The 17,674-nt window shown below is 71.5% G+C and carries 18 protein-coding genes; 3 read left to right on the top strand and 15 right to left on the bottom strand.

The features are described 5' to 3' along the window. Positions 1 to 133 precede the first annotated feature (133 nt). The 13 genes from SCA03_RS21585 to SCA03_RS21525 form a co-directional block, all read right to left on the bottom strand. On the bottom strand, positions 134 to 1,255 hold the full coding sequence (locus tag SCA03_RS21585) for an SDR family NAD(P)-dependent oxidoreductase (RefSeq protein WP_086818492.1): 1,122 nt from the start codon (positions 1,253 to 1,255) through the stop codon (positions 134 to 136). Between the two features lie 216 nt (positions 1,256 to 1,471). Beyond that, a complete protein-coding gene (locus SCA03_RS21580) occupies positions 1,472 to 2,716 on the bottom strand; it encodes a dipeptidase (RefSeq protein WP_051846682.1) in 1,245 nt (414 codons plus the stop codon). A gap of 3 nt (positions 2,717 to 2,719) precedes the next feature. After that, positions 2,720 to 3,262, bottom strand: coding sequence for a 5-(carboxyamino)imidazole ribonucleotide mutase (gene purE / locus SCA03_RS21575; RefSeq protein ID WP_030889052.1), 543 nt, complete (start codon positions 3,260 to 3,262; stop codon positions 2,720 to 2,722). 174 nt (positions 3,263 to 3,436) lie between these two features. Beyond that, positions 3,437 to 3,988, bottom strand: a complete 552-nt coding sequence (locus SCA03_RS21570; protein WP_141275581.1) for a hypothetical protein — start codon at positions 3,986 to 3,988, stop codon at positions 3,437 to 3,439. Positions 3,989 to 4,023: 35 nt separating this feature from the next. Then, on the bottom strand, positions 4,024 to 4,935 hold the full coding sequence (locus tag SCA03_RS21565) for an RNase A-like domain-containing protein (RefSeq protein WP_086815278.1): 912 nt from the start codon (positions 4,933 to 4,935) through the stop codon (positions 4,024 to 4,026). Positions 4,936 to 4,947: 12 nt separating this feature from the next. Further along, positions 4,948 to 5,700 carry a hypothetical protein gene (locus tag SCA03_RS35195; protein WP_086815277.1) on the bottom strand — a complete coding sequence of 251 codons (753 nt, stop codon included), beginning with the start codon at positions 5,698 to 5,700 and terminating at the stop codon, positions 4,948 to 4,950. After that, complete coding sequence (locus SCA03_RS21555; protein ID WP_268932848.1) at positions 5,700 to 6,005, bottom strand: WXG100 family type VII secretion target; 306 nt, start codon at positions 6,003 to 6,005, stop codon at positions 5,700 to 5,702. Before SCA03_RS21555 ends, SCA03_RS35195 begins: the two co-directional genes overlap by 1 nt. Positions 6,006 to 6,015: 10 nt before the next feature. Next, the gene (locus tag SCA03_RS21550; RefSeq protein WP_030889064.1) at positions 6,016 to 6,420 is read right to left on the bottom strand and encodes a WXG100 family type VII secretion target; all 405 of its coding nucleotides are present in this window, start codon (positions 6,418 to 6,420) and stop codon (positions 6,016 to 6,018) included. A 193-nt stretch (positions 6,421 to 6,613) separates the two neighbouring features. Continuing rightward, complete coding sequence (locus SCA03_RS21545) at positions 6,614 to 7,819, bottom strand: agmatine deiminase family protein (RefSeq protein ID WP_086815276.1); 1,206 nt, start codon at positions 7,817 to 7,819, stop codon at positions 6,614 to 6,616. A 193-nt stretch (positions 7,820 to 8,012) separates the two neighbouring features. Further along, on the bottom strand, positions 8,013 to 8,672 hold the full coding sequence (locus SCA03_RS21540; protein ID WP_212767244.1) for a VC0807 family protein: 660 nt from the start codon (positions 8,670 to 8,672) through the stop codon (positions 8,013 to 8,015). A gap of 287 nt (positions 8,673 to 8,959) precedes the next feature. Continuing rightward, positions 8,960 to 9,598, bottom strand: a complete 639-nt coding sequence (locus SCA03_RS21535; RefSeq protein ID WP_030889071.1) for a TetR/AcrR family transcriptional regulator — start codon at positions 9,596 to 9,598, stop codon at positions 8,960 to 8,962. 135 nt (positions 9,599 to 9,733) lie between these two features. Next, positions 9,734 to 10,243 (bottom strand): hypothetical protein, encoded by a 510-nt coding sequence (locus tag SCA03_RS21530; protein ID WP_141275579.1) that lies wholly within the window; start codon positions 10,241 to 10,243, stop codon positions 9,734 to 9,736. Positions 10,244 to 10,479: 236 nt separating this feature from the next. Further along, a complete protein-coding gene (locus tag SCA03_RS21525) occupies positions 10,480 to 11,691 on the bottom strand; it encodes a 5-(carboxyamino)imidazole ribonucleotide synthase (protein ID WP_107428983.1) in 1,212 nt (403 codons plus the stop codon). 341 nt (positions 11,692 to 12,032) lie between these two features. Here SCA03_RS21525 and SCA03_RS21520 point away from each other — a divergent pair, with 341 nt between their 5' ends. Next, positions 12,033 to 12,602, top strand: coding sequence for a GtrA family protein (locus tag SCA03_RS21520; RefSeq protein WP_030889077.1), 570 nt, complete (start codon positions 12,033 to 12,035; stop codon positions 12,600 to 12,602). On the opposite strand, the gene SCA03_RS21515 is transcribed toward SCA03_RS21520, so the two are convergent. Continuing rightward, a complete protein-coding gene (locus SCA03_RS21515; RefSeq protein WP_030889080.1) occupies positions 12,522 to 13,802 on the bottom strand; it encodes a sensor histidine kinase in 1,281 nt (426 codons plus the stop codon). The genes SCA03_RS21520 and SCA03_RS21515 overlap by 81 nt on opposite strands. Positions 13,803 to 13,811: 9 nt before the next feature. Further along, a complete protein-coding gene (locus tag SCA03_RS21510) occupies positions 13,812 to 14,492 on the bottom strand; it encodes a response regulator transcription factor (protein WP_030889083.1) in 681 nt (226 codons plus the stop codon). Positions 14,493 to 14,824: 332 nt separating this feature from the next. Between SCA03_RS21510 and SCA03_RS21505 the strand changes: the two genes are divergently transcribed. Together SCA03_RS21505 and SCA03_RS21500 are read left to right on the top strand one after the other, a co-directional pair. Beyond that, a complete protein-coding gene (locus SCA03_RS21505) occupies positions 14,825 to 16,351 on the top strand; it encodes a peptide MFS transporter (RefSeq protein WP_030889086.1) in 1,527 nt (508 codons plus the stop codon). A gap of 266 nt (positions 16,352 to 16,617) precedes the next feature. Beyond that, on the top strand, positions 16,618 to 17,583 hold the full coding sequence (locus SCA03_RS21500) for an alpha/beta hydrolase (RefSeq protein WP_141275578.1): 966 nt from the start codon (positions 16,618 to 16,620) through the stop codon (positions 17,581 to 17,583). Positions 17,584 to 17,674: the final 91 nt, after the last annotated feature.

Raw genomic sequence — 17,674 nt, 5'->3', positions numbered from 1 at the left:
TGGACGCTTCCGGGCGGGCTGCGGCCGACTCACCGGGAGGGGCACGCCCGTTGCCGCGTTCCGCTGCGACGCGGCGTGGCGCGGCGCGTCCGGGGCGTGCGTCCGGGGCGTGCGCCCGGGCCGACCTCACCCGTCAGCCGAACTCCGGCTCCACACCCGTCAGTTCGACGCTCATCTCCCACAGCCGGTCCGCCGTCCCGCGGTCCACCATGTGCGGACGGGGCCGTTCCAGCCGGGGTTCGCCGCGCAGCCCGAACGCCGCGGGGCCCCACAGCTGTCCCCCGCGTACCTCCTCGTCCAGCACCGCGCGGACCGCGGGCCACGCCCCGGCGTGCTTGCCGTGCAGCAGCAGACCGGCCGGGAGCGTCGCGAGGCGGCTGCCCCGGCCCGGTGTGTGCAGCGGCGGGCGCGCGGGCGTCAGCCCGTCGAGGGCGCCCCCGGGGTGGACGACGACGCTCAGGGTGCCGCTGCCCGCCGCACGCAGCCGGCGGTCGAGGGCGAAGCCGAACAGCATCTGCGCCAGCTTCGAACGGCCGTAGGTGCGCTTGGGCCGGTAGTCGTGCAGCGACTGCGGATCGTCGAGGTCCATCCGCTCGGAGCGGGCCGCGAAGCTGCCCGTCGTCACGATCCGGCTGCCCTCGGTCGCCGCGAGCAGCGGCGCGAGGTGCGCGGTGAGCGCGAAGTGCCCCAGATGGTTCGTGCCGAACATCAGCTCGTGGCCGTCGTGTGTCAGCCGGCGCGGCGGATGATCCAGCGCCACGCCCGCGTTGAGGACGACCGCGTCGAGCCGTCCCCCGCCGGGCCCCGCGTCCCCGGCGAACGTCTCCGCCGCGGTGCGCACGGACGCGAGGTCCGCGAGGTCCAGGGCGAGATGGCGGACGCGGGCCCCCGGGACCCGGGCCCGGATCGATCCCAGCGCGTCCGCCGCCCGGGCCGCGTCCCGGCTTCCGAGGACGACCGTCGCTCCGGTGCCGGCCAGCTGTTCCGCGACGAAGTAGCCGATGCCCGCGTTGCCGCCCGTGACGAGGAACGTCCTGCCCTCGGCCGCGGGCAGCCGCCGGACGTCCCAGGTCGGACGCCGCCGCGCCCCCTCCCTTCGGCCACCCGGAACGGAACCGGGCTCGGCTGCCGGACCGGATCCGGCTGCGGACGCGGAACCGGAGCCGGAACCGGAAGCGGAGACGGAACCGGAGGCGGACTCTGAAGTGTCGGCGTCGGCAGGGGTGGCCGTCGGGCGGGGTTCGGGCACGGGCATACGGATCTCCTCACGCGAGCGACAGGGCGGGCGGTTCGGGCCGTGCCTTCGCCGGAGGACACCGCGCCCGGACCGCCCCGCGGGGCCACCACCCGGGACCCCGCCACGCCACCCTCCCGGTCCCGCCCGACAGCACACCGACAACACCGACACCCCGCCGACCGCACACCGACAGGGGCCGGTCGGCGGGCTGTCGTCATCAGGCGTCGGCAGACCTCACGAGGCGGGCGCCGCGGTGGGGCCGTCCAGTGCGTCGATCGTGGCGACGGACGGGCCGCGCCGCTGCCGCAGATCGCGCGCCACGGCCTCGGCGTCCCGCAGCACCCGCACGGCGTTGCGCCACGTCAGCTTGGCCAGGTCGTCCTCCGTCCAGCCGCGGCCGAGGAGTTCGGCGATCAGATGCGGATAGCCGGCCACGTCGTCGAGCTGGGCGGGGGTGAAGGCAGTGCCGTCGTAGTCACCGCCGATGCCGACGTGGTCGATACCGGCGACCTCGCGCATGTGGTCGAGATGGTCGGCCACGGTCGTCGCGTCCGCCCGGGGGCGCGGATTCCGCTCCTCGAACTCGCGCTGGACCCGCTTGCCCTCCTCGGTGAGGTCCAGCGGATGCAGGCCGTGCGCCCGCATGTTCGCATCGGCCTCCTGCGTCCAGGCCACGGCCGCCGGCAGGATGAACTTCGGGACGAACGTCGCCATCGCCACACCGCCGTTGGCCGGGAGCTGCGCGAGGACGTCGTCGGGAATGTTGCGCGGATGGTCGCACACGGCGCGCGCCGAGGAGTGCGAGAAGAGAACGGGCGCCTCCGTCACCCGCAGCGCGGCGCGCATCGTCTCGGCCGCCACGTGCGAGAGGTCCACGAGCATGCCGAGCCGGTTCATCTCCCGGACGACCTCCTCGCCGAACCGGGACAGCCCGCCCGCACGCGGCTCGTCCGTGGCCGAATCCGCCCAGGCCAGCGAGCTGTTGTGAGTGAGCGTCAGATAGCGCACGCCCAGCTCGTAGAGCGAACGCAGCGTGCCGAGCGAGTTGTTGATCGAGTGGCCGCCCTCGGCGCCCATCAGCGACGCGATGCCGCCGTGCGCCCGGGCCTCCTCCATGCCGTCCGCCGTGTCCACGAACCGCAGGTCGTCGCCGTAGCGCGCACACAGCAGACGGACCACGTCGATCTGCTCCAGGGTGGCGCTGACCGCGTCGTCCCCCGTCAGCTCCGCCGGGACGAAGACGGACCAGAACTGGCCGCCGACGCCGCCGGCCCGCAGCCGCGGGATGTCCGTGTGCAGACGGTCGCCGCAGTCCTGGGAGACATCCAGCGCGTCGAGGTCGTAGCCGCACTGCTCGCGCAGCGCCCACGGCAGGTCGTTGTGCCCGTCCACGACCGGGTGTTCGGCCAGCAGGGCGCGCGCCCGGTCCAGCCGCGGCACCGGGTCCTCGTGCGTGGGGCTCGTCTCGGAAGTGCTCATCGCTCAGTTCCCTCCTGCCTGGCCGAAGCCGAAACCGGTCTCCCCCGCCGCCTTGCTGCGCAGCCGCTTCCCCTTCTCGGTGGCCTGCGCGTTCAGCTCCTGCTGGAAGTCCACGACCTTCTCGCGCAGCTCCTCGTCGTGACCGGCGAGCATCCGCACGGCCAGCAGACCCGCATTGCGCGCGCCGCCCACCGAGACCGTCGCCACGGGCACGCCCGCGGGCATCTGCACGATCGACAGCAACGAGTCCATACCGTCCAGATACTTCAGCGGGACGGGCACACCGATCACCGGCAGCGGGGTGACGGACGCGAGCATGCCGGGCAGGTGCGCGGCGCCGCCCGCACCCGCGATGATCGCCTTCAGCCCGCGGCCCGCGGCGTCCTCGCCGTAGGCCAGCATCTCCTTCGGCATCCGGTGCGCCGAGACGACATCCACCTCGTACGGCACCTCGAACTCGGCCAGCGCCTTCGCTGCGGCCTCCATCACCGGCCAGTCCGAATCGGACCCCATGACGATCCCGACGACGGGCTTTGCGCTGCTCATGTATCTCCCTGTGGGGTGCGGTGGCCGGACGGCTGACGGCCATGATGCCCACGGCCTCCCACCCGGGCAGAAGGCCGACACAACGGCCCCCACGGTATGCGGGCTCCCGCCCGAAGACCGCTGTCGGGTCCCGGGGCCCGCACCCCTGTCGGCCCCACCCCCCAGGAGGGTCGGTCAGTCACCGATGAAGAAGCCCCAGAAAACGCCCACCTCGTCGGGGGAGACGGCGATGACTCCGCAGTCGAGCGGGTAGTCGGTGAAGCATTCGTGGATCTGCTCGCGGTGGAACATGTCCGCTTCCGGATCGTCTCTCGCCGCCGTCGCGTTCGTATAGAACACCGCGTTCTCCCCGAATCGGCCGAGTACCACCTCGGCCCGCTCCATGAGGTCTTCCTTGCGCTCGTCGAAATCCGGCTCGGCCCAGGCGGCGAACCAGTCGGCGTGCAGCAGGGACATGAGCTGGATCGCCGCATTCTTCGGCACCGGGAAGACGGATGTGTCGAACTCGGAAAGAAACGGCGGAATGAACGGGTGCGTCCGGTCGCACCAGGCGTCGGTCTCCGGTGCGTCGTTGACTTCCAGCCAGCCACGCGGATCGCTGGTCCGCAGGTTCATGACGGCCTGGGCGTCGGCTCTCCAGTCCTCGCCGGTCCTGGGGGCGACCATGGCGAAGTCACACAGAAAGCGTGCGGCCTTCTCCCAGTCGTCTCGATATTGTTTGGACATACGGAACACACTTCCATGACGCGGCACGGCTTCCGTCAAGACGGATTCTTGCCTGTCGGCATCGAGGTGAGGACCACGTACGGAGGGTGCCCACCCGGGACCGGGCGCAGGGTCACGATGACGTTCTTGACCGGGTGCGCGCCCGAGTCTCCGCGCTCCCAGCTCCGCCCCACAGGCTCCTGGAAAGTCAGACCGACACTCCTGGTTGATTTCCGCGGGTCAGGGTCGCCCGCGAGCCACTTCGCCACCTTCTTCTGGTTACCGGGATCGTCCAATACGGCCTGCGTGTAGCGTTGGCCGTCTTCCAGCGACGCGAAGGTCGAAGCGGCCAGGGGGCGCACACGCCCGGCCGTCACTTTCTGTTCGTCCCGAAGCCGCTGTTCCAACTGTTCGTCCGTCTTCGCCACATGCTTGTCGATGACGTGCGCCCCGGAGACGCCCTCCTGGTTCGCCAGGTCCACAGGATACTTGTGGTCCGCTTCCTTCTCGCCCGGGACGGTGTAGAGAGGATTTCCCTTGAAGTCCGTCAAGGCGCGGGCGCCGAAGCTGTTGGCGCGGGCCGACTCGGCCTTGAACGTCGGCGCGCTGGTGTATGCCTCGTCGAGCGCCGGCATGAGCTTCTTGAGTTCCGGGACCTGGCGTTCGACACGGTTTTTGTACGCCTCGACGGTGGCGTTCATCGCGTCCTCGTCGATCTCCAGAACGATGCCCTCGCCGAAACTCTTCCCCATGTTGAGGAGACCTTTTCCGAAGCTCTTCAGGTCCTTCATGCCGATGCCGTCGCTCGTGTCGATGTGGGGCAGCGCGTCCCGGACGGCCTGGTAGAAGATGCGCCGCAGATCGTCCCTGGCCGCCTTGGACGCGTGCGACCAGGCCTCCAGCGCAGCGCTGATCTCCTTGCTCGTGTCGTTCAGCACCGCCATGACCGGCTGGCTGACGCTCCGCATCCCCTCCTTTCCCTAGTAGTGGTGCCACTGGTATCCGTCCCGGCGCTTTCCCCAGGCGGTCGTGCCCCAGAGCGAACCGCAGAATTTCCGCATGGCGGTCTGCCATTCGCTGTTGGACTGGTCGGTGATGCGGGCCAGAGAGTTCGTCAGGCCGCCGTCCACCGTGCCGATGGTGGCCATCGGTGAGAGCTGCCAGACCTTCGAGAGGGAGTCGAGCCCCTGGTAGTCGGGCAGTGGAAGGATCTCCGCCGCCTTTCCCCAGCGGCACGCCTCCTCCAGCAGCGGGCGCAGAACGGCCAGCGCCACACCTTCGAGTCCTTCGAGGGCCGCCTGCCACACGCTCTGCCCGTCGTCCCAGTCGCCCCAGGAAAGGTCGGTGACCGCTCGGTAGTCGGGGGCTTTCTCGATGACGGTCGGCGGTGGGCGCTCGCTGGGCGGCGGGCCGGAAGGGTTCGTCGCGGCGTCGGCCTTGGCGAAGTTGTTCGCGGTCACGGTGAAGCCGACAGCGGCTCCGCCGACACCGACGACGCATTTCGCCCACACATCCATGAACCGCTCGCCGACTTCCTTGTAGGCGGCGGCGAACGCCGTGGCACTGCTTCCGTAACCTCCGCAGTCCGGGTACCGGGCCAGCTCGGCGAGAAAACTGTTGCCACCCTTGTGGAATATGCCCTGATAAGCGGCCACCTCGCCGGACACCCCGTACAGGGTGGAAGGGGTGACGTCCAGCTTCCCGTCCGGCGAGGGCGATTGCGGGCCGGACATCAGTCGGCACCCCAGCCGTCCAGGACGGCTCTGTGCGCCGCCGCATAGTTGATGTGCCCGTTGACGACGATGTCGTGCAGCCAGGCCTGGAAGGCGGAAAGGTCCTGGGCGGACCTGTCCCAGGTGTCCAGCGCGTCGATGAAGGCTTCCCTGGCCTCGCCGTCCCACGAGAGAACGACCTTTTCCACGCGGTCGTAAAGGGTGTCCAGCCGTGCGTTGAGTTGTCCGAGGATGTCTTCGAGTTCGCCGGACATCGCCCGCAGCGCGGCGAAGTCCACGGCTACCCGATCGTCGTCCTGTGACACCGCTCCCCCTTCACAGATCGGAGATCCGGCTGTGCGAGGCGGCGGGGTCGGCCTGCCGGTGGTCGCCCCGGGACAGAGCCTCCGCCTCCCCCTCGACGTCGGTGGACTGCTGAATGCGCCGGAACCGCTCCAGTTCGGCCAGTTCGGTCCCGGTGAACCCGCCCTTGCTCGCACGGACTCCCGCTTCCAGCAGACGCAGCACCTCACGGATGCGCACGGCGTCCTCGGCGGCCTCCTGGTGGAGGCGTCGGTAAGTGCGTGCCGCGGGGCCGTCCCACCGTGCCTCGAAGCCGTCGACGATCCCGTCCATGCGCCGCACCTGATTGTTCAAGTGCCGCTGCATGTCCGCCAAGTCGTCGGCCAGATCCGTCAGCTGCTTGCCCGTGAGCCGGACACCTTCGCCCGCCTCCCCCACGCTCCACACCCCTCCCCGTGTCAACTCCCCCTCGTAGGCAGGACGTTACCAAGCGCACGGTGACCGCACCGGGCCCGGACGGCTCGGCTCGGGTTCGGCTCGATGCGACTCCGCCGGGTCGGATGAGCGTTCGCCCGTGGCCGGGGTTCGATCGGAGTGAGCAGGGGGCACCGGTGCGGGCCCGAGGGGAACATCAGTCGCGCCGAGGAGTGGTCGGCCCGGTGGGGTCGGTGCGGCGGATGCGGGACGGGATCTGCTGGGTCGCGCAGTGGATGTTGCCGCCGCCGAGGAGCAGTTCGCGGGTCGGGAGTCCGACCACGGTGTGCCGGGGGAACACCCGGGAGAGCACGGACATGGCCTGGTCGTCGTGGTCCGGGTCGAGCAGCGGGGCGAACAGGTGGTCGGCGGTGACGTAGAAGTTGCAGTACGAGGCGGGCAGCCGGGCGGGGCCGCTGCCCGTACCCCTCGTGCCGTCGGGTCCGCTCCCGGGTCCGCCCCCGACGGCACGGCCGCGAGGGGGGCCGCCGGGGCGGCTGCGGCCGGGCGGGCGGACGGCGTCGATGCCGCTCGCCTCCTCGTCGCTGACCAGCAGCGGCCCCGGCACATGCAGCTTCTCCACCCGCAGCGGGCGGCCCTCGGCGTCGGTCTCGCCCGCCAGTTGCTCCAGTGCGGCGGCGCTGCGCTCGTACTGCGGGTCCCGCTCGTCGTCGGTCCAGGCGAGGCAGACCACGCCCGGGGCGGCGAAGCACGCCATGTTGTCGACGTGGCCCCTGGTCGCGTCGTACGCCAGGCCCCGTTCGAGCCAGATGACCTTGGTGACTCCGAGGTGGTCCCGCAGCAGCGCCGTCATCTCGTCCCGGCACGGGGAGGGGTTGCGCGCGGGATCGAGCAGGGTTTCGGCCGTCACCAGGCAGGTCCCGCGGCCGTCCACATGGAACGCGCCGCCCTCCAGGACGAGCGGCGCCCGGTAGCGCTCGGTGCGGGTCGCGTCCAGCACCTTGCTCGCGTACCGGTCGTCGGTGACCCAGCTCGGGTACTGGCCGCCGTAGCCGTTGAAGGGGAAGTCGACACCGCGGCGCCGTCCCTCGGCGTCCACCACGAAGGTCGGCGCGGCATCGCGTGCCCAGGCCAGCCAGGAGGACATCTCCAGCACCCGGACCCGGCCGTCGAGCAGCGCCCGGGCGTGCGGGTACTGGTCGCCGGCGACGGTGACCGTGACCTGCTCGCCGGTGTCCGCGAGCGCGTTGGCGAGCCGGGCGATGTCACGCTGGGCCGGCCGGGCGCCGTTCCGCCAGACGTAGCCGTTCTGCGGCCAGGCCAGCCAACAGCCGTCGTGCGGCTCCCACTCGGCGGGCATCGCGAAGCCGTCCGCCGCCGGCGTGCTCTCCAGCGTCCTCATACCGTCCGGCCTCCTCGCACCGTCCGACTCCACGTACCGCCCCGCCTCGTCATACCGCCCGGCCGCGTCCCACCGTCCGGCTCCTTCGCGCCGCCCGGCTCCTTCGCGCCGCCCGGCTCTTCCACGGCCCCCGGCGTACTCGGGCCGTCCGGCTCCCTCACGGTCCCCGGGGTCCTCGCGCCGTCCGGCCCCCTCACGCCGTCGGCTCCGTCCGCCGCGGGTTCGGCGGTGCGGCAGCACGACGCCGATGCCAGAACATCCACGCGACCAGGACCGGCAGCACCACGAACTCGATGGCCGGCCCGAGCCCGGCGGCCACGTCCACCGGCAGCACGAACGCCAGCACCATCCGCACCGCCGCCTCGGCGAGGAGCCCGACGCCCAGCACCAGGGACTCGACCACGTGCGCCCGGCGCACGCGGGGGTCGGCCGGCTGCCCGCCGTGCAGCTTGGTGGCGAGATAGGCGGTGGCGGGCTTCGAGGTGGCGCAGCTGCCGAGGAACACCAGTCCGGCGAGGCCGCTGGTGAGCGGGTCGCGGGTGAGCAGCAGCCGCTCGTCGTGGGCCGCGGCGGCGAGCGCGAACATCACCCCGTACATCGCGAGGATGAAGAGCGCCAGGCCATCGACCTTTCCGTCCAGGAGCGCGGTGAGCAGGACCCAGCACGCCGCGACGATCGCCGCGGCCAGGAGCGCGTGCACGGAAGCGACTCCCAGGGCGCTGAGGCCGTAGTAGGCGAGCGGCGACACCCCGAGGTCCAGGGCGAGCCGGCCGACCCTCCGTAGCCGGCCCCGTGCCGCCCGGGCGGGCGGGGGCTTCTCCGTCACAGCGGAAGCTTTTTGTATCACAGCCATGATAAAAAAATAACGTAGCACGCCCGTGATACAAAACGGTGCTGCTGAGCGGCCCTCCGGGAGCGGGCAGGAAGGAGAGAGCGGGCCGCCACAGACGACTCGCCCGACGTACTCGCCCTACGTAGCCGGACTGAGGCAACCGGCCCTAAGCAACCCGCCATACGCAACCGGGCCAACCCGGCCGGACTCACGCGGCCGGACTCACGGGGCCGGGCTTACGCGGGCAGGCTTACGCGAGCTGGGCCTCCGCTGGCCCGGCCCATAGGACGCGGCTCACGTGACCCGCCCTACGCCGCCCGCCGACCGTCCGCGACCAGCAGCTCGGACAGATGCGCATCGAGCGCCGCGGTACACCGCGTCTCGTCGCACAGATCGGGATGGAGGACGGCCGCCAGGCTCAACCCGTCCAGCAGGGACGCCAGCCGCTCGGTCTCGACGTCCGGGTCGCGCCCCGGACGCAGCGCGCCCCCCGCGTCGAGACGGTCGAGGACCCGCCGCACGAGCGCACGCTCGTCGGCCGCCGCCCGGTGGGAGAGCTCGGTGAACGCCGGGTTGGTGCGGGCGGTGACGATGAAGTCGAGGAAGACGGTGACCTCGGCACGGCGCCGCTCGTCGAGCGGGAGCAACTCGCCGAGCAGATCGACCGCGAGACGGCGCTGCTCGTCGCGGCTGTGCCGGCTGAAATCCCCGGCGTCCGCCAGGCGCGCCAGGAGCCGTTCGCCGAGCCGGTCGAGCATCGACCGCATGGCGAAGGTCATCAACTCCTGCTGGCTGTCGAAATAGTGGCGCAGCGACCCGATGTTGAGCCCGGCCTCGTCGGCGACCGCGCGCAGCGAGGCACGTTGCAGCCCTTCCCGGACGGCGACCCGGAAAAGGGCGTCGACAACGGCGTTACGACGGGCAACGGGATCCACGCGTTTCGGCACCGCACGAACATAACCCGCACGTGACGGATGCTCTTCCGCCCCTCACCCGACCCGGCAGCAGCCACCGCCCCCGCCACAGGCGGCTGGACGCACCTCCGGGCTGTCAGGCGCGAACCCCACGCGGTCGGGGACGGCTCACTCGACGTGAAAGCGCCAGAAAACACCGACCTCGTCCGGAGATACCGCGATCACGCCGCAGTCGAACAAGAAGTCAGAGAAGCACTGGTAATAGGTGTCCGCCGTGAAGAAGTCGACATCGGGGTCGTCGAGCGCCGCACCGGAGTTCGTGTAGAAGGCGGCATCGGGACCGAACCGGCTGAGAACCGTTTCCGCCTGCGCGCAGAGCGCTTCCTTCCGCTCGGCGAAATCGGGGATTGTGGCGACGGTGAACCATTCCCCTTGCAGCACAACGATCTGCTGGACTGCGGACGCCCTCGACACCTCGAACACGTCCGTGTCGAAGGACGAGAGGTGCGGCGGAAGAAACGGCCGCGTCACATCGCACCACGTCGAGGGATCGGGCGAGGGCGCCCCGTTGTACTGGAGCCAGCCGCGGGGATCCACGCCTTCGAGAATCATGACCGCCCTGGCATCCCGCCGCCAGTCCTCCCCCGAACGCCCGGTCACCACGGCGAAGTCGAACAACCCGCGCGCCGCATCCTCCCAATCCGACCGAGCGACGTCCTTCGCACTCCCACGTCTCATCGCCGGCAGCCCTTCAGTCGGTCGGCATCGAGGTCGGTACGGGATGCGAAGGTGTTCCGCCGGCAACGGGCGCAGGCCGTCGCCAAGCGCACGGCAACCGCACCGGGCTCACATCTGCTCGGGACGTCCAGGTGTCGGAGGCCCCCGGTGGCACCGGTGTCAGACCTGGTCGGGGGTCACTCCGTGATGGTGCCGCGGAGGTAGCCCGCTGCGTGGGCTGCGCGTTCGCGGAGGTCGGGGAGGTCGTCGCCGGCGATGTTCACATGGCCCACCTTGCGGCCGGGCTTCACGGTCTTGCCGTACATGTGGATCTTCAACTGGGGGTCGCGGGCCATGCAGTGGAGATAGGCGCTGTACATGTCCGGGTAGTCGCCGCCGAGGACGTTGGCCATGACGGTCCAGGGGGCGCGGCTGCGCGGGTCGCCGAGGGGGAGGTCGAGGACGGCGCGGAGGTGGTTGGCGAACTGGGAGGTGACGGCGCCGTCCTGGGTCCAGTGGCCGGAGTTGTGGGGGCGCATGGCGAGTTCGTTGACGAGGACGCGGCCGTCGCGGGTCTCGAACAGCTCGACGGCGAGGTGGCCGACGACGCCGAGTTCGTGTGCGATGCGCAGGGCCAGTTCCTGGGCGTGGACGGCGGCGTCCGGGTCGAGTCCGGGCGCGGGCGCGATCACGGTGTCGCAGACGCCGTCGACCTGGATGGATTCGACGACGGGGTAGGCGACGGCCTGGCCGTGCGGGGAGCGCACGACGTTGGCGGCGAGTTCCCTGGCGAAGTCGACCTTCTCCTCGGCGAGGACGTCCACGCCGGCCTTGAACGGCTCGGCGGCGGTCGGGTCGTCGGCCGAGCGCACGATCCATACGCCCTTGCCGTCGTAGCCGCCGCGCACGGTCTTGAGGACGACGGGGAAGCCGGCACCGCTCCCGGAGCCGGCCGGGGTGTTCCCGTCGGCTGCCGTCCCGTCGGTCTCCTCGCCGGCCGCCCCTTCGGCGGCGAAGGCGGCGACGTCCGCCGGGTCGCGCACGATGCGGTTGCGCGGGGCGGGGATGCCCAGTTCGGCGAGGCGGGCGCGCATCCGGCCCTTGTCCTGTGCGTGCACGAGCGCGTCGGGGCCGGGCCGGACGGGGATGCCGTCGGCCTCCAGGGCGCGCAGGTGCGCGGTGGGCACGTGCTCGTGGTCGAAGGTGATCACGTCGCAGCCCTGGGCGAAGGCGCGGAGGGTGTCGAGGTCGCGGTGATCGCCGATCACGACGTCGCTCACGACCTGTGCAGCGGAGTCCTGCGGGGTGTCCGCGAGGAGCTTGAACCTGATGCCGAGCGGGATGCCTGCCTCGTGGGTCATACGGGCGAGCTGGCCGCCGCCGACCATGCCGACTACGGGGAATGTCACAGCTCCAGGGTACGGCGGGCCCCCGGAGCCCCTGCCGGGCGGTCCGGGCAGTCCGTGGCAGGGGCCCGTCCCGAGGGCGGTGTGCGGAGGGCGGTGTGCGGTCCGCCGGGGACGGTGAGACGATGCCGGGCGGCAGGAGAGCGGCAGCGGCCCGCGGGGGCGCCGGCCGGGGAGGAGCGGGTGGGCGAACCCGCTGCGGAAGGATTCTTCGCCTGGTTAGCATGGGCAGCTCAGCTCCCCGGGACCGACCGACCGGGACGAGCCCAGGAACGAACGGCCGGGACCGGACGGGTCCGGGGGACGAACGACGCCGAAGGAAACGGAGCGCTGCGATCGCCGGGATGAAGGGGCGCACGGTACGCCCGCGGCTGCGACGGCTCGTGCGCGAGCTGGCGAAGTTCGGCGCGGTGGGAGCCCTGGGGTTCCTGGTCAACGTGGCCATCTTCAACCTGTGCATCCACACGTTCCAGCTGGCGCCGATCCGCTCGGGCGTGATCTCCCAGGTGGTGGCGATCGTCACCAACTATCTGGGCAACCGGTACTGGACGTACCGGGAGACGGACAAGAACCGCATCCACCGCGAGACGATGCTGTTCTTCCTCTTCAGCGGTATCGCGATGGTGCTGGAGAACGGCGTACTGGCCCTGTCGCACTACGGCCTGGGCTACACCTCGCCGCTCGCGGACAACATCGCGAAGAACGTCATCGGGCTCGGCCTGGGCACCCTCTTCCGCTTCTGGTCCTACCGGACCTGGGTGTTCCGCGCGAAGGGTGCGAAGGGCGCCGACCGCTCGAAGGAGCAGGGGGAGCCCGCCGTGCACGCCCCGGCGTCAGGCGGTGGCGGACGCGTCCGTGTCGGGAACCTCGCGGCTGAGGAAGAGCGCGAAGACCGGCGGCAGTTGCTGAAGTAGCTCCAGCCGGCCGCCGTCGGCCTCGGCGAGGTCGCGTGCCACGGCCAGCCCGAGCCCCGTGGAGTTGTGGCCGCTGACCGTCCGCTCGAAGACGCGGGAGCCGAGGCTCTCGTCGACGCCGGGGCCCTCGTCGGTGACCTCCAGCACGACCTGGTTGCCGGTGACCCGGGTACGCAGCGCGACCGTCCCGTCCCCGTGCATCAGCGAGTTCTCGATCAGCGTCGCCAGCACCTGGGCCACGGCCCCGGGGGTGCCGACGGCGCGCAGCCCCGTCTTCCCGGACCGGACGAGGGCACGGCCGGCGCTGCGGTAGGCCGGTTTCCACTCCTCGATCTGCTGTTTGACGACCTCGTCGAGGTCGAAGCCGACGGCCGAACCGGTCCGTGGGTCGCGGGAGTTGGTGAGCAGCCGCTGCACGACGTCGGTGAGGCGCTCGGCCTGGGCGAGCGCGATGGTGGCCTCCTCCTTGATGAGGGCGCGCTCCTCCGGGTCGTCGGTCTCGGCCGTGGCGATGATCTCCTCCAGCCGCATGGACAGCGCGGTGAGCGGGGTGCGCAGCTGGTGGGAGGCGTCGGCGGCGAGCCGGCGTTCGGCGGTGAGCATCCGGCCGATGCGGTCGGCGCTGGCGTCGAGGACGTCGGCGACCCGGTCCAGCTCGGGCACCTGGTAGCGGCGGTGCCGGGGCCTGGGGTCACCCGAGCCGAGGCGTTCGGCGGTCTCGGCGAGGTCGGTGAGCGGTGCGGCGAGCCGGTGGGCCTGGCGCACGGCGAGCGCGGCGGCGGCGCCGACGGCCAGCAGCGCCACCAGCAGGATGATCAGCAGGGTGCGGCCGAGTTCGGCGCGGACGGCGGCGCGGGACTCCTGGACGGTGACGCGCTCGCCGTGCGCGCCCGTCGCGTGGGACTCGACGACGTCGCCGTCCGGCCGGTCGCCGACCTCGATGGGCGGCCGGTCGCCGGGCAGGTCGATACGGACGTACCTGCCCTGCGAGGCGGCGACACCGATCGTCTGGGCCGTGACCCGTTCCTTGGCGACGACCCGGCTCTCCACGGTGGCGACGAGCCGGACGGCCTCGGAGCGGACGTTCTCCTTGGTGCTGTTCTCGATGGTGCGGGACTCCACGAGCACCAGCGAGACCCCGAAGACGGCGACGACGACGAGGACGACGGCGAGCGTGGAGAGGATGAGGCGACGGCGCACGCCCCTGGCTCAGCTCTTCTCGAAGCGGAAGCCGACGCCGCGCACGGTGGCGATGTAGCGCGGGTTCGCCGCGTCGTCGCCGAGCTTCTTGCGCAGCCAGGAGATGTGCATGTCGAGCGTCTTGGTGGAGGACCACCAGGTGGTGTCCCACACCTCGCGCATCAGCTGGTCCCGGGTGACGACCCGGCCGGCGTCCCGGACGAGCACCCGCAGCAGATCGAACTCCTTCGCCGTGAGCTGGAGCTCCTCGTCGCCCATCCAGGCGCGGTGGGACTCGACGTCGATGCGCACGCCGTGCGTGGCGGGCGGCTGGGCGGGCTCGGCGGGGATGCCGCGGCGCAGCAGGGCGCGGACCCGGGCGAGCAGCTCGGCGAGGCGGAAGGGCTTGGTGACGTAGTCGTCGGCGCCGGCGTCCAGGCCGACCACGGTGTCGACCTCGTCGGCGCGTGCGGTCAGCACCAGGACGGGAAAGCTGAGGCCCTCGTTGCGCAGCCGGCGGCAGACCTCCAGGCCGTCCATGCCGGGCAGGCCCAGATCGAGCACGACCAGATCGATGCCCTCCCGCAGCCCGGCGTCCAGTGCGGTGGGGCCGTCCTCGCGCACCTCGACCTCGTAGCCCTCCCTGCGCAGGGCTCGGGCGAGCGGTTCCGAGATCGATGCGTCATCCTCGGCGAGCAGTACTCGGGTCATGCACCGATGGTAGTCCGCGTGGCCCAGCGTGAGCGGGGGCCGGTGCGCTCCGCGACCGGCCCTGTCGATCTGTTGAACGCTCCACGGAATGAGGCGGACACGTCATCGACAACAGCCGGAAAAGGTTCCTTCCACGGCCTGTGATCTGCGTCGCAAGCCCTTCCATAGTCCGGGCGCCGGTGACTTATGGTGAATTCATTCAAGCAGTGAACGTCAAGGACTCTTGGCCCGCACAGCACCACCCGGCCGGGAGTCCTTTCTCGTGTACGGGCCCGCTCGCGAGCGGCGCGGTCCCGTAGCGCACCCCACAGCGCAAGGCAAGGAACTCGCATATGGCGCCCAGCCAGACGAAGGACGCTCCCGGCACCACCGGTGACAAGACCTTCCTCGGCCACCCACGAGGTCTGGCCACCCTCTTCCTGACGGAGATGTGGGAGCGTTTCAGCTTCTACGGCCTTCGCGCACTGCTCGTCGTCTACCTGGTCTCGGGCGGGCCCGACGCCGGTGAGGGCGGTGCCGGCGGCCAGGGCGGCGGCCTCGCCATGAACCTGGCGACGGCAACGGCCATCTACTCCGTGTACAACGCCATGGTCTACCTGCTCACGATGCCCGGTGGCTGGTTCGGCGACCGGGTCTGGGGCCCGCGCAGGACCGTGACCATCGGCTCCGTGATCATCGTGTGCGGCCATCTGACGCTGGCGCTGCCGAGCACGGCGCTCTTCTTCGTCGGCCTCGCCCTCGTCGCCACCGGCTCCGGCCTGCTCAAGGCCAACATCTCCAAGATGGTCGGCGACCTGTACAGCGGTCCGGACGACCCGCGCCGCGACGGTGGCTTCACCGTCTTCTACATGGGCATCAACACCGGCTCGTTCGTGGCGCCGTTCATCATCGGCACCGTCGGCCAGACGATCAACTGGCACCTGGGCTTCGGTCTCGCCGCCGTCGGCATGGCACTCGGCCTGATCCAGTTCCTGTACGGCTCGCGCCATCTGGACCCGCAGAGCAGCCGGGTGCCCTCGCCGCTGGACGCCCAGGAGAAGCGCTCGGCGCTGCGCAAGACGCTGATCTGGGTCGTCGTCGCCGTGATCTTCTACGGCATCGTCGTCGGCACCGGCACGTTCACGCTCAACTGGGCCATGGTTCCGCTGACCGTCGCCGGGCTGGTCATCCCCGTCGTGATGCTGGTGCGCATCAAGCGGGACAAGGAGCTGAGCGAGGCCGACCAGGGCCGGATGACCGGCTACATCTGGTTCTTCGCCGCCGCCGCGATCTTCTGGATGATCTACGACCAGGGCGCCTCGACCGTCCAGGCGTTCGGTGACGCCAAGACCACCACGCAGATCCTGGGCTGGCACTTCCCCTCGACCTGGTTCCAGTCGATCAACCCGCTGTTCATCATCGTGCTCGCGCCGGTGTTCGCCTCCCTGTGGCTGGCGCTCGCCCGCCGCCGCAAGGAGCCCAGCACCACGGCGAAGTTCTCCTTCGCGCTGGTCATGACCGGTCTGTCGTTCTTCGTCTTCATCATCCCGATGGCGGCGGCGTCCGACGGCACCAAGGTCACGCCGATGTGGATCGTGCTGATCTTCCTGATGCACACCATCGCGGAGCTGTGCCTCTCGCCGGTCGGCCTCTCGGCGACGACGAAGCTCGCGCCGGCGAAGTACGCCAGCCAGCTGATGGGCGTGTGGTTCCTCGCCGTCACCGCCGGCGACAGCATCACCGGGCTGCTGTCCATCGGCGGGGCGAACCTCAGCACCACCGGCATGGTCGCCGTCGAGGCAGCCCTGGCGGTCCTGGCCGGCTTCGCGGTCTTCATGTACCGGAAGAAGATCACTTCGACGATGAGCGAGGTGCAGTAGCCCTCGGCGGGCGGCCGGCCGGCCCCTGGCCCTTGACCCCTGATCCCTGGCCTCCGGCCTCCGGGCAGCTCGGTCCCTGGGCAAGCGGACCGGCTCCGCGTCCGCACTCGGCACGACACGGCACGGCGCCGTCGTGACAGCTTCGTCACGGCGGCGCCGTGCCGCGTGTGAGCCCGCGTGCGCGCGTCACGTGCGCGCCCCGGCGAGCGGACCCGTCCGGACCGTGCGGTATCGCGGGACCGGCGCCGTGCGGTGACGATGTGGCCGTGCGCCCCCTACCCCACCCGGCCCGTATCTCCCGCCCGCGTCGGATATCCCGCCTCCTCGCCCTCACGGTGCTCGCCCTGCTCAGCTCCGTACTCGCCGTGCCCTCGCCCGGCACCGGCACAGCGGACTCCCCCGGGCACCCGCGCGAGGACGCACGCCCGCAGGCCGCCGCCACCGGTCCCGACGGCACGGCCGCGCCCCGCGGCTACTCCTACGGCCCGCACCCCCGGCAGCGGCTGCTGGCCTTCGCGCCGGGCGGGCGGCCGGACCCGGGACACCGCACCGCCGTGCTCGTCCTGCACGGCGGCTACTGGTCGATGGAGCGCTCCCGGCACTGGACGGTGTGGTCGTCCCGGTTCGCCCGGGCCGGTTTCGTCGTCTTCGACATCGACTACCGCCGCAACGTCGACGCCCCCTGGCCGGGCCCGCGCGACGATGTACGGCGCGCCGTCGCCTGGGTACGGGCGCGCGCCGACCGGTTCGGGGTGGACCCGCGGCGGGTGTTCCTCGTCGGCTCGTCGGCGGGCGGGCATCTCGCCCTCAGCGCGGGGCTGTTGGGGCACGGACGGCAGCGGGTGGCCGGGATCGTCGGCCTCTCCGCGATCAGCGATCCGCTGCGCTCCTGGCGGGACGCCGCCGACGGGGGCACCCCCGGCCGACGGCGGCTGCACGCCGGGGCGCGGGCGCTCGCCGACTGCGGGCCCGCCGCCTGCCCGTGGGTCTGGGCCGATATGACACCCGCCCGGCACGCGTCCGGCCGGGACGATCCGCCCGTGCTCCTCGTGCACTCCCGGCACGACTTCGTCCCCGCCGCGCACGCCCGCGCCCTCACCCGGGCCCTGCGCGCGGCAGGCGCTCCGCCGCGCGACACCACCGTCGTCACGGTCCCCGGCCACGCACACGGCGGGCCCCTCCTGGACCGCCCCGACGCCTTCACCCACATCGTCACCTGGCTACGCCGCTGACCCGCCCCGCTGGGACCCGGCCATGGCCTCCCATGGCCCCCGGATTCCGCGAGCCGTCCCGAGCCGTTCCGAGCCGTTCCGAGCCCGCCCC

Source organism: Streptomyces cacaoi, assembly GCF_006539165.1.
Taxonomy (GTDB): domain Bacteria; phylum Actinomycetota; class Actinomycetes; order Streptomycetales; family Streptomycetaceae; genus Streptomyces; species Streptomyces cacaoi.
The sequence above is the reverse complement of the archived record's forward strand: the minus strand, read 5'-3'. Positions and strand labels throughout refer to the sequence as shown.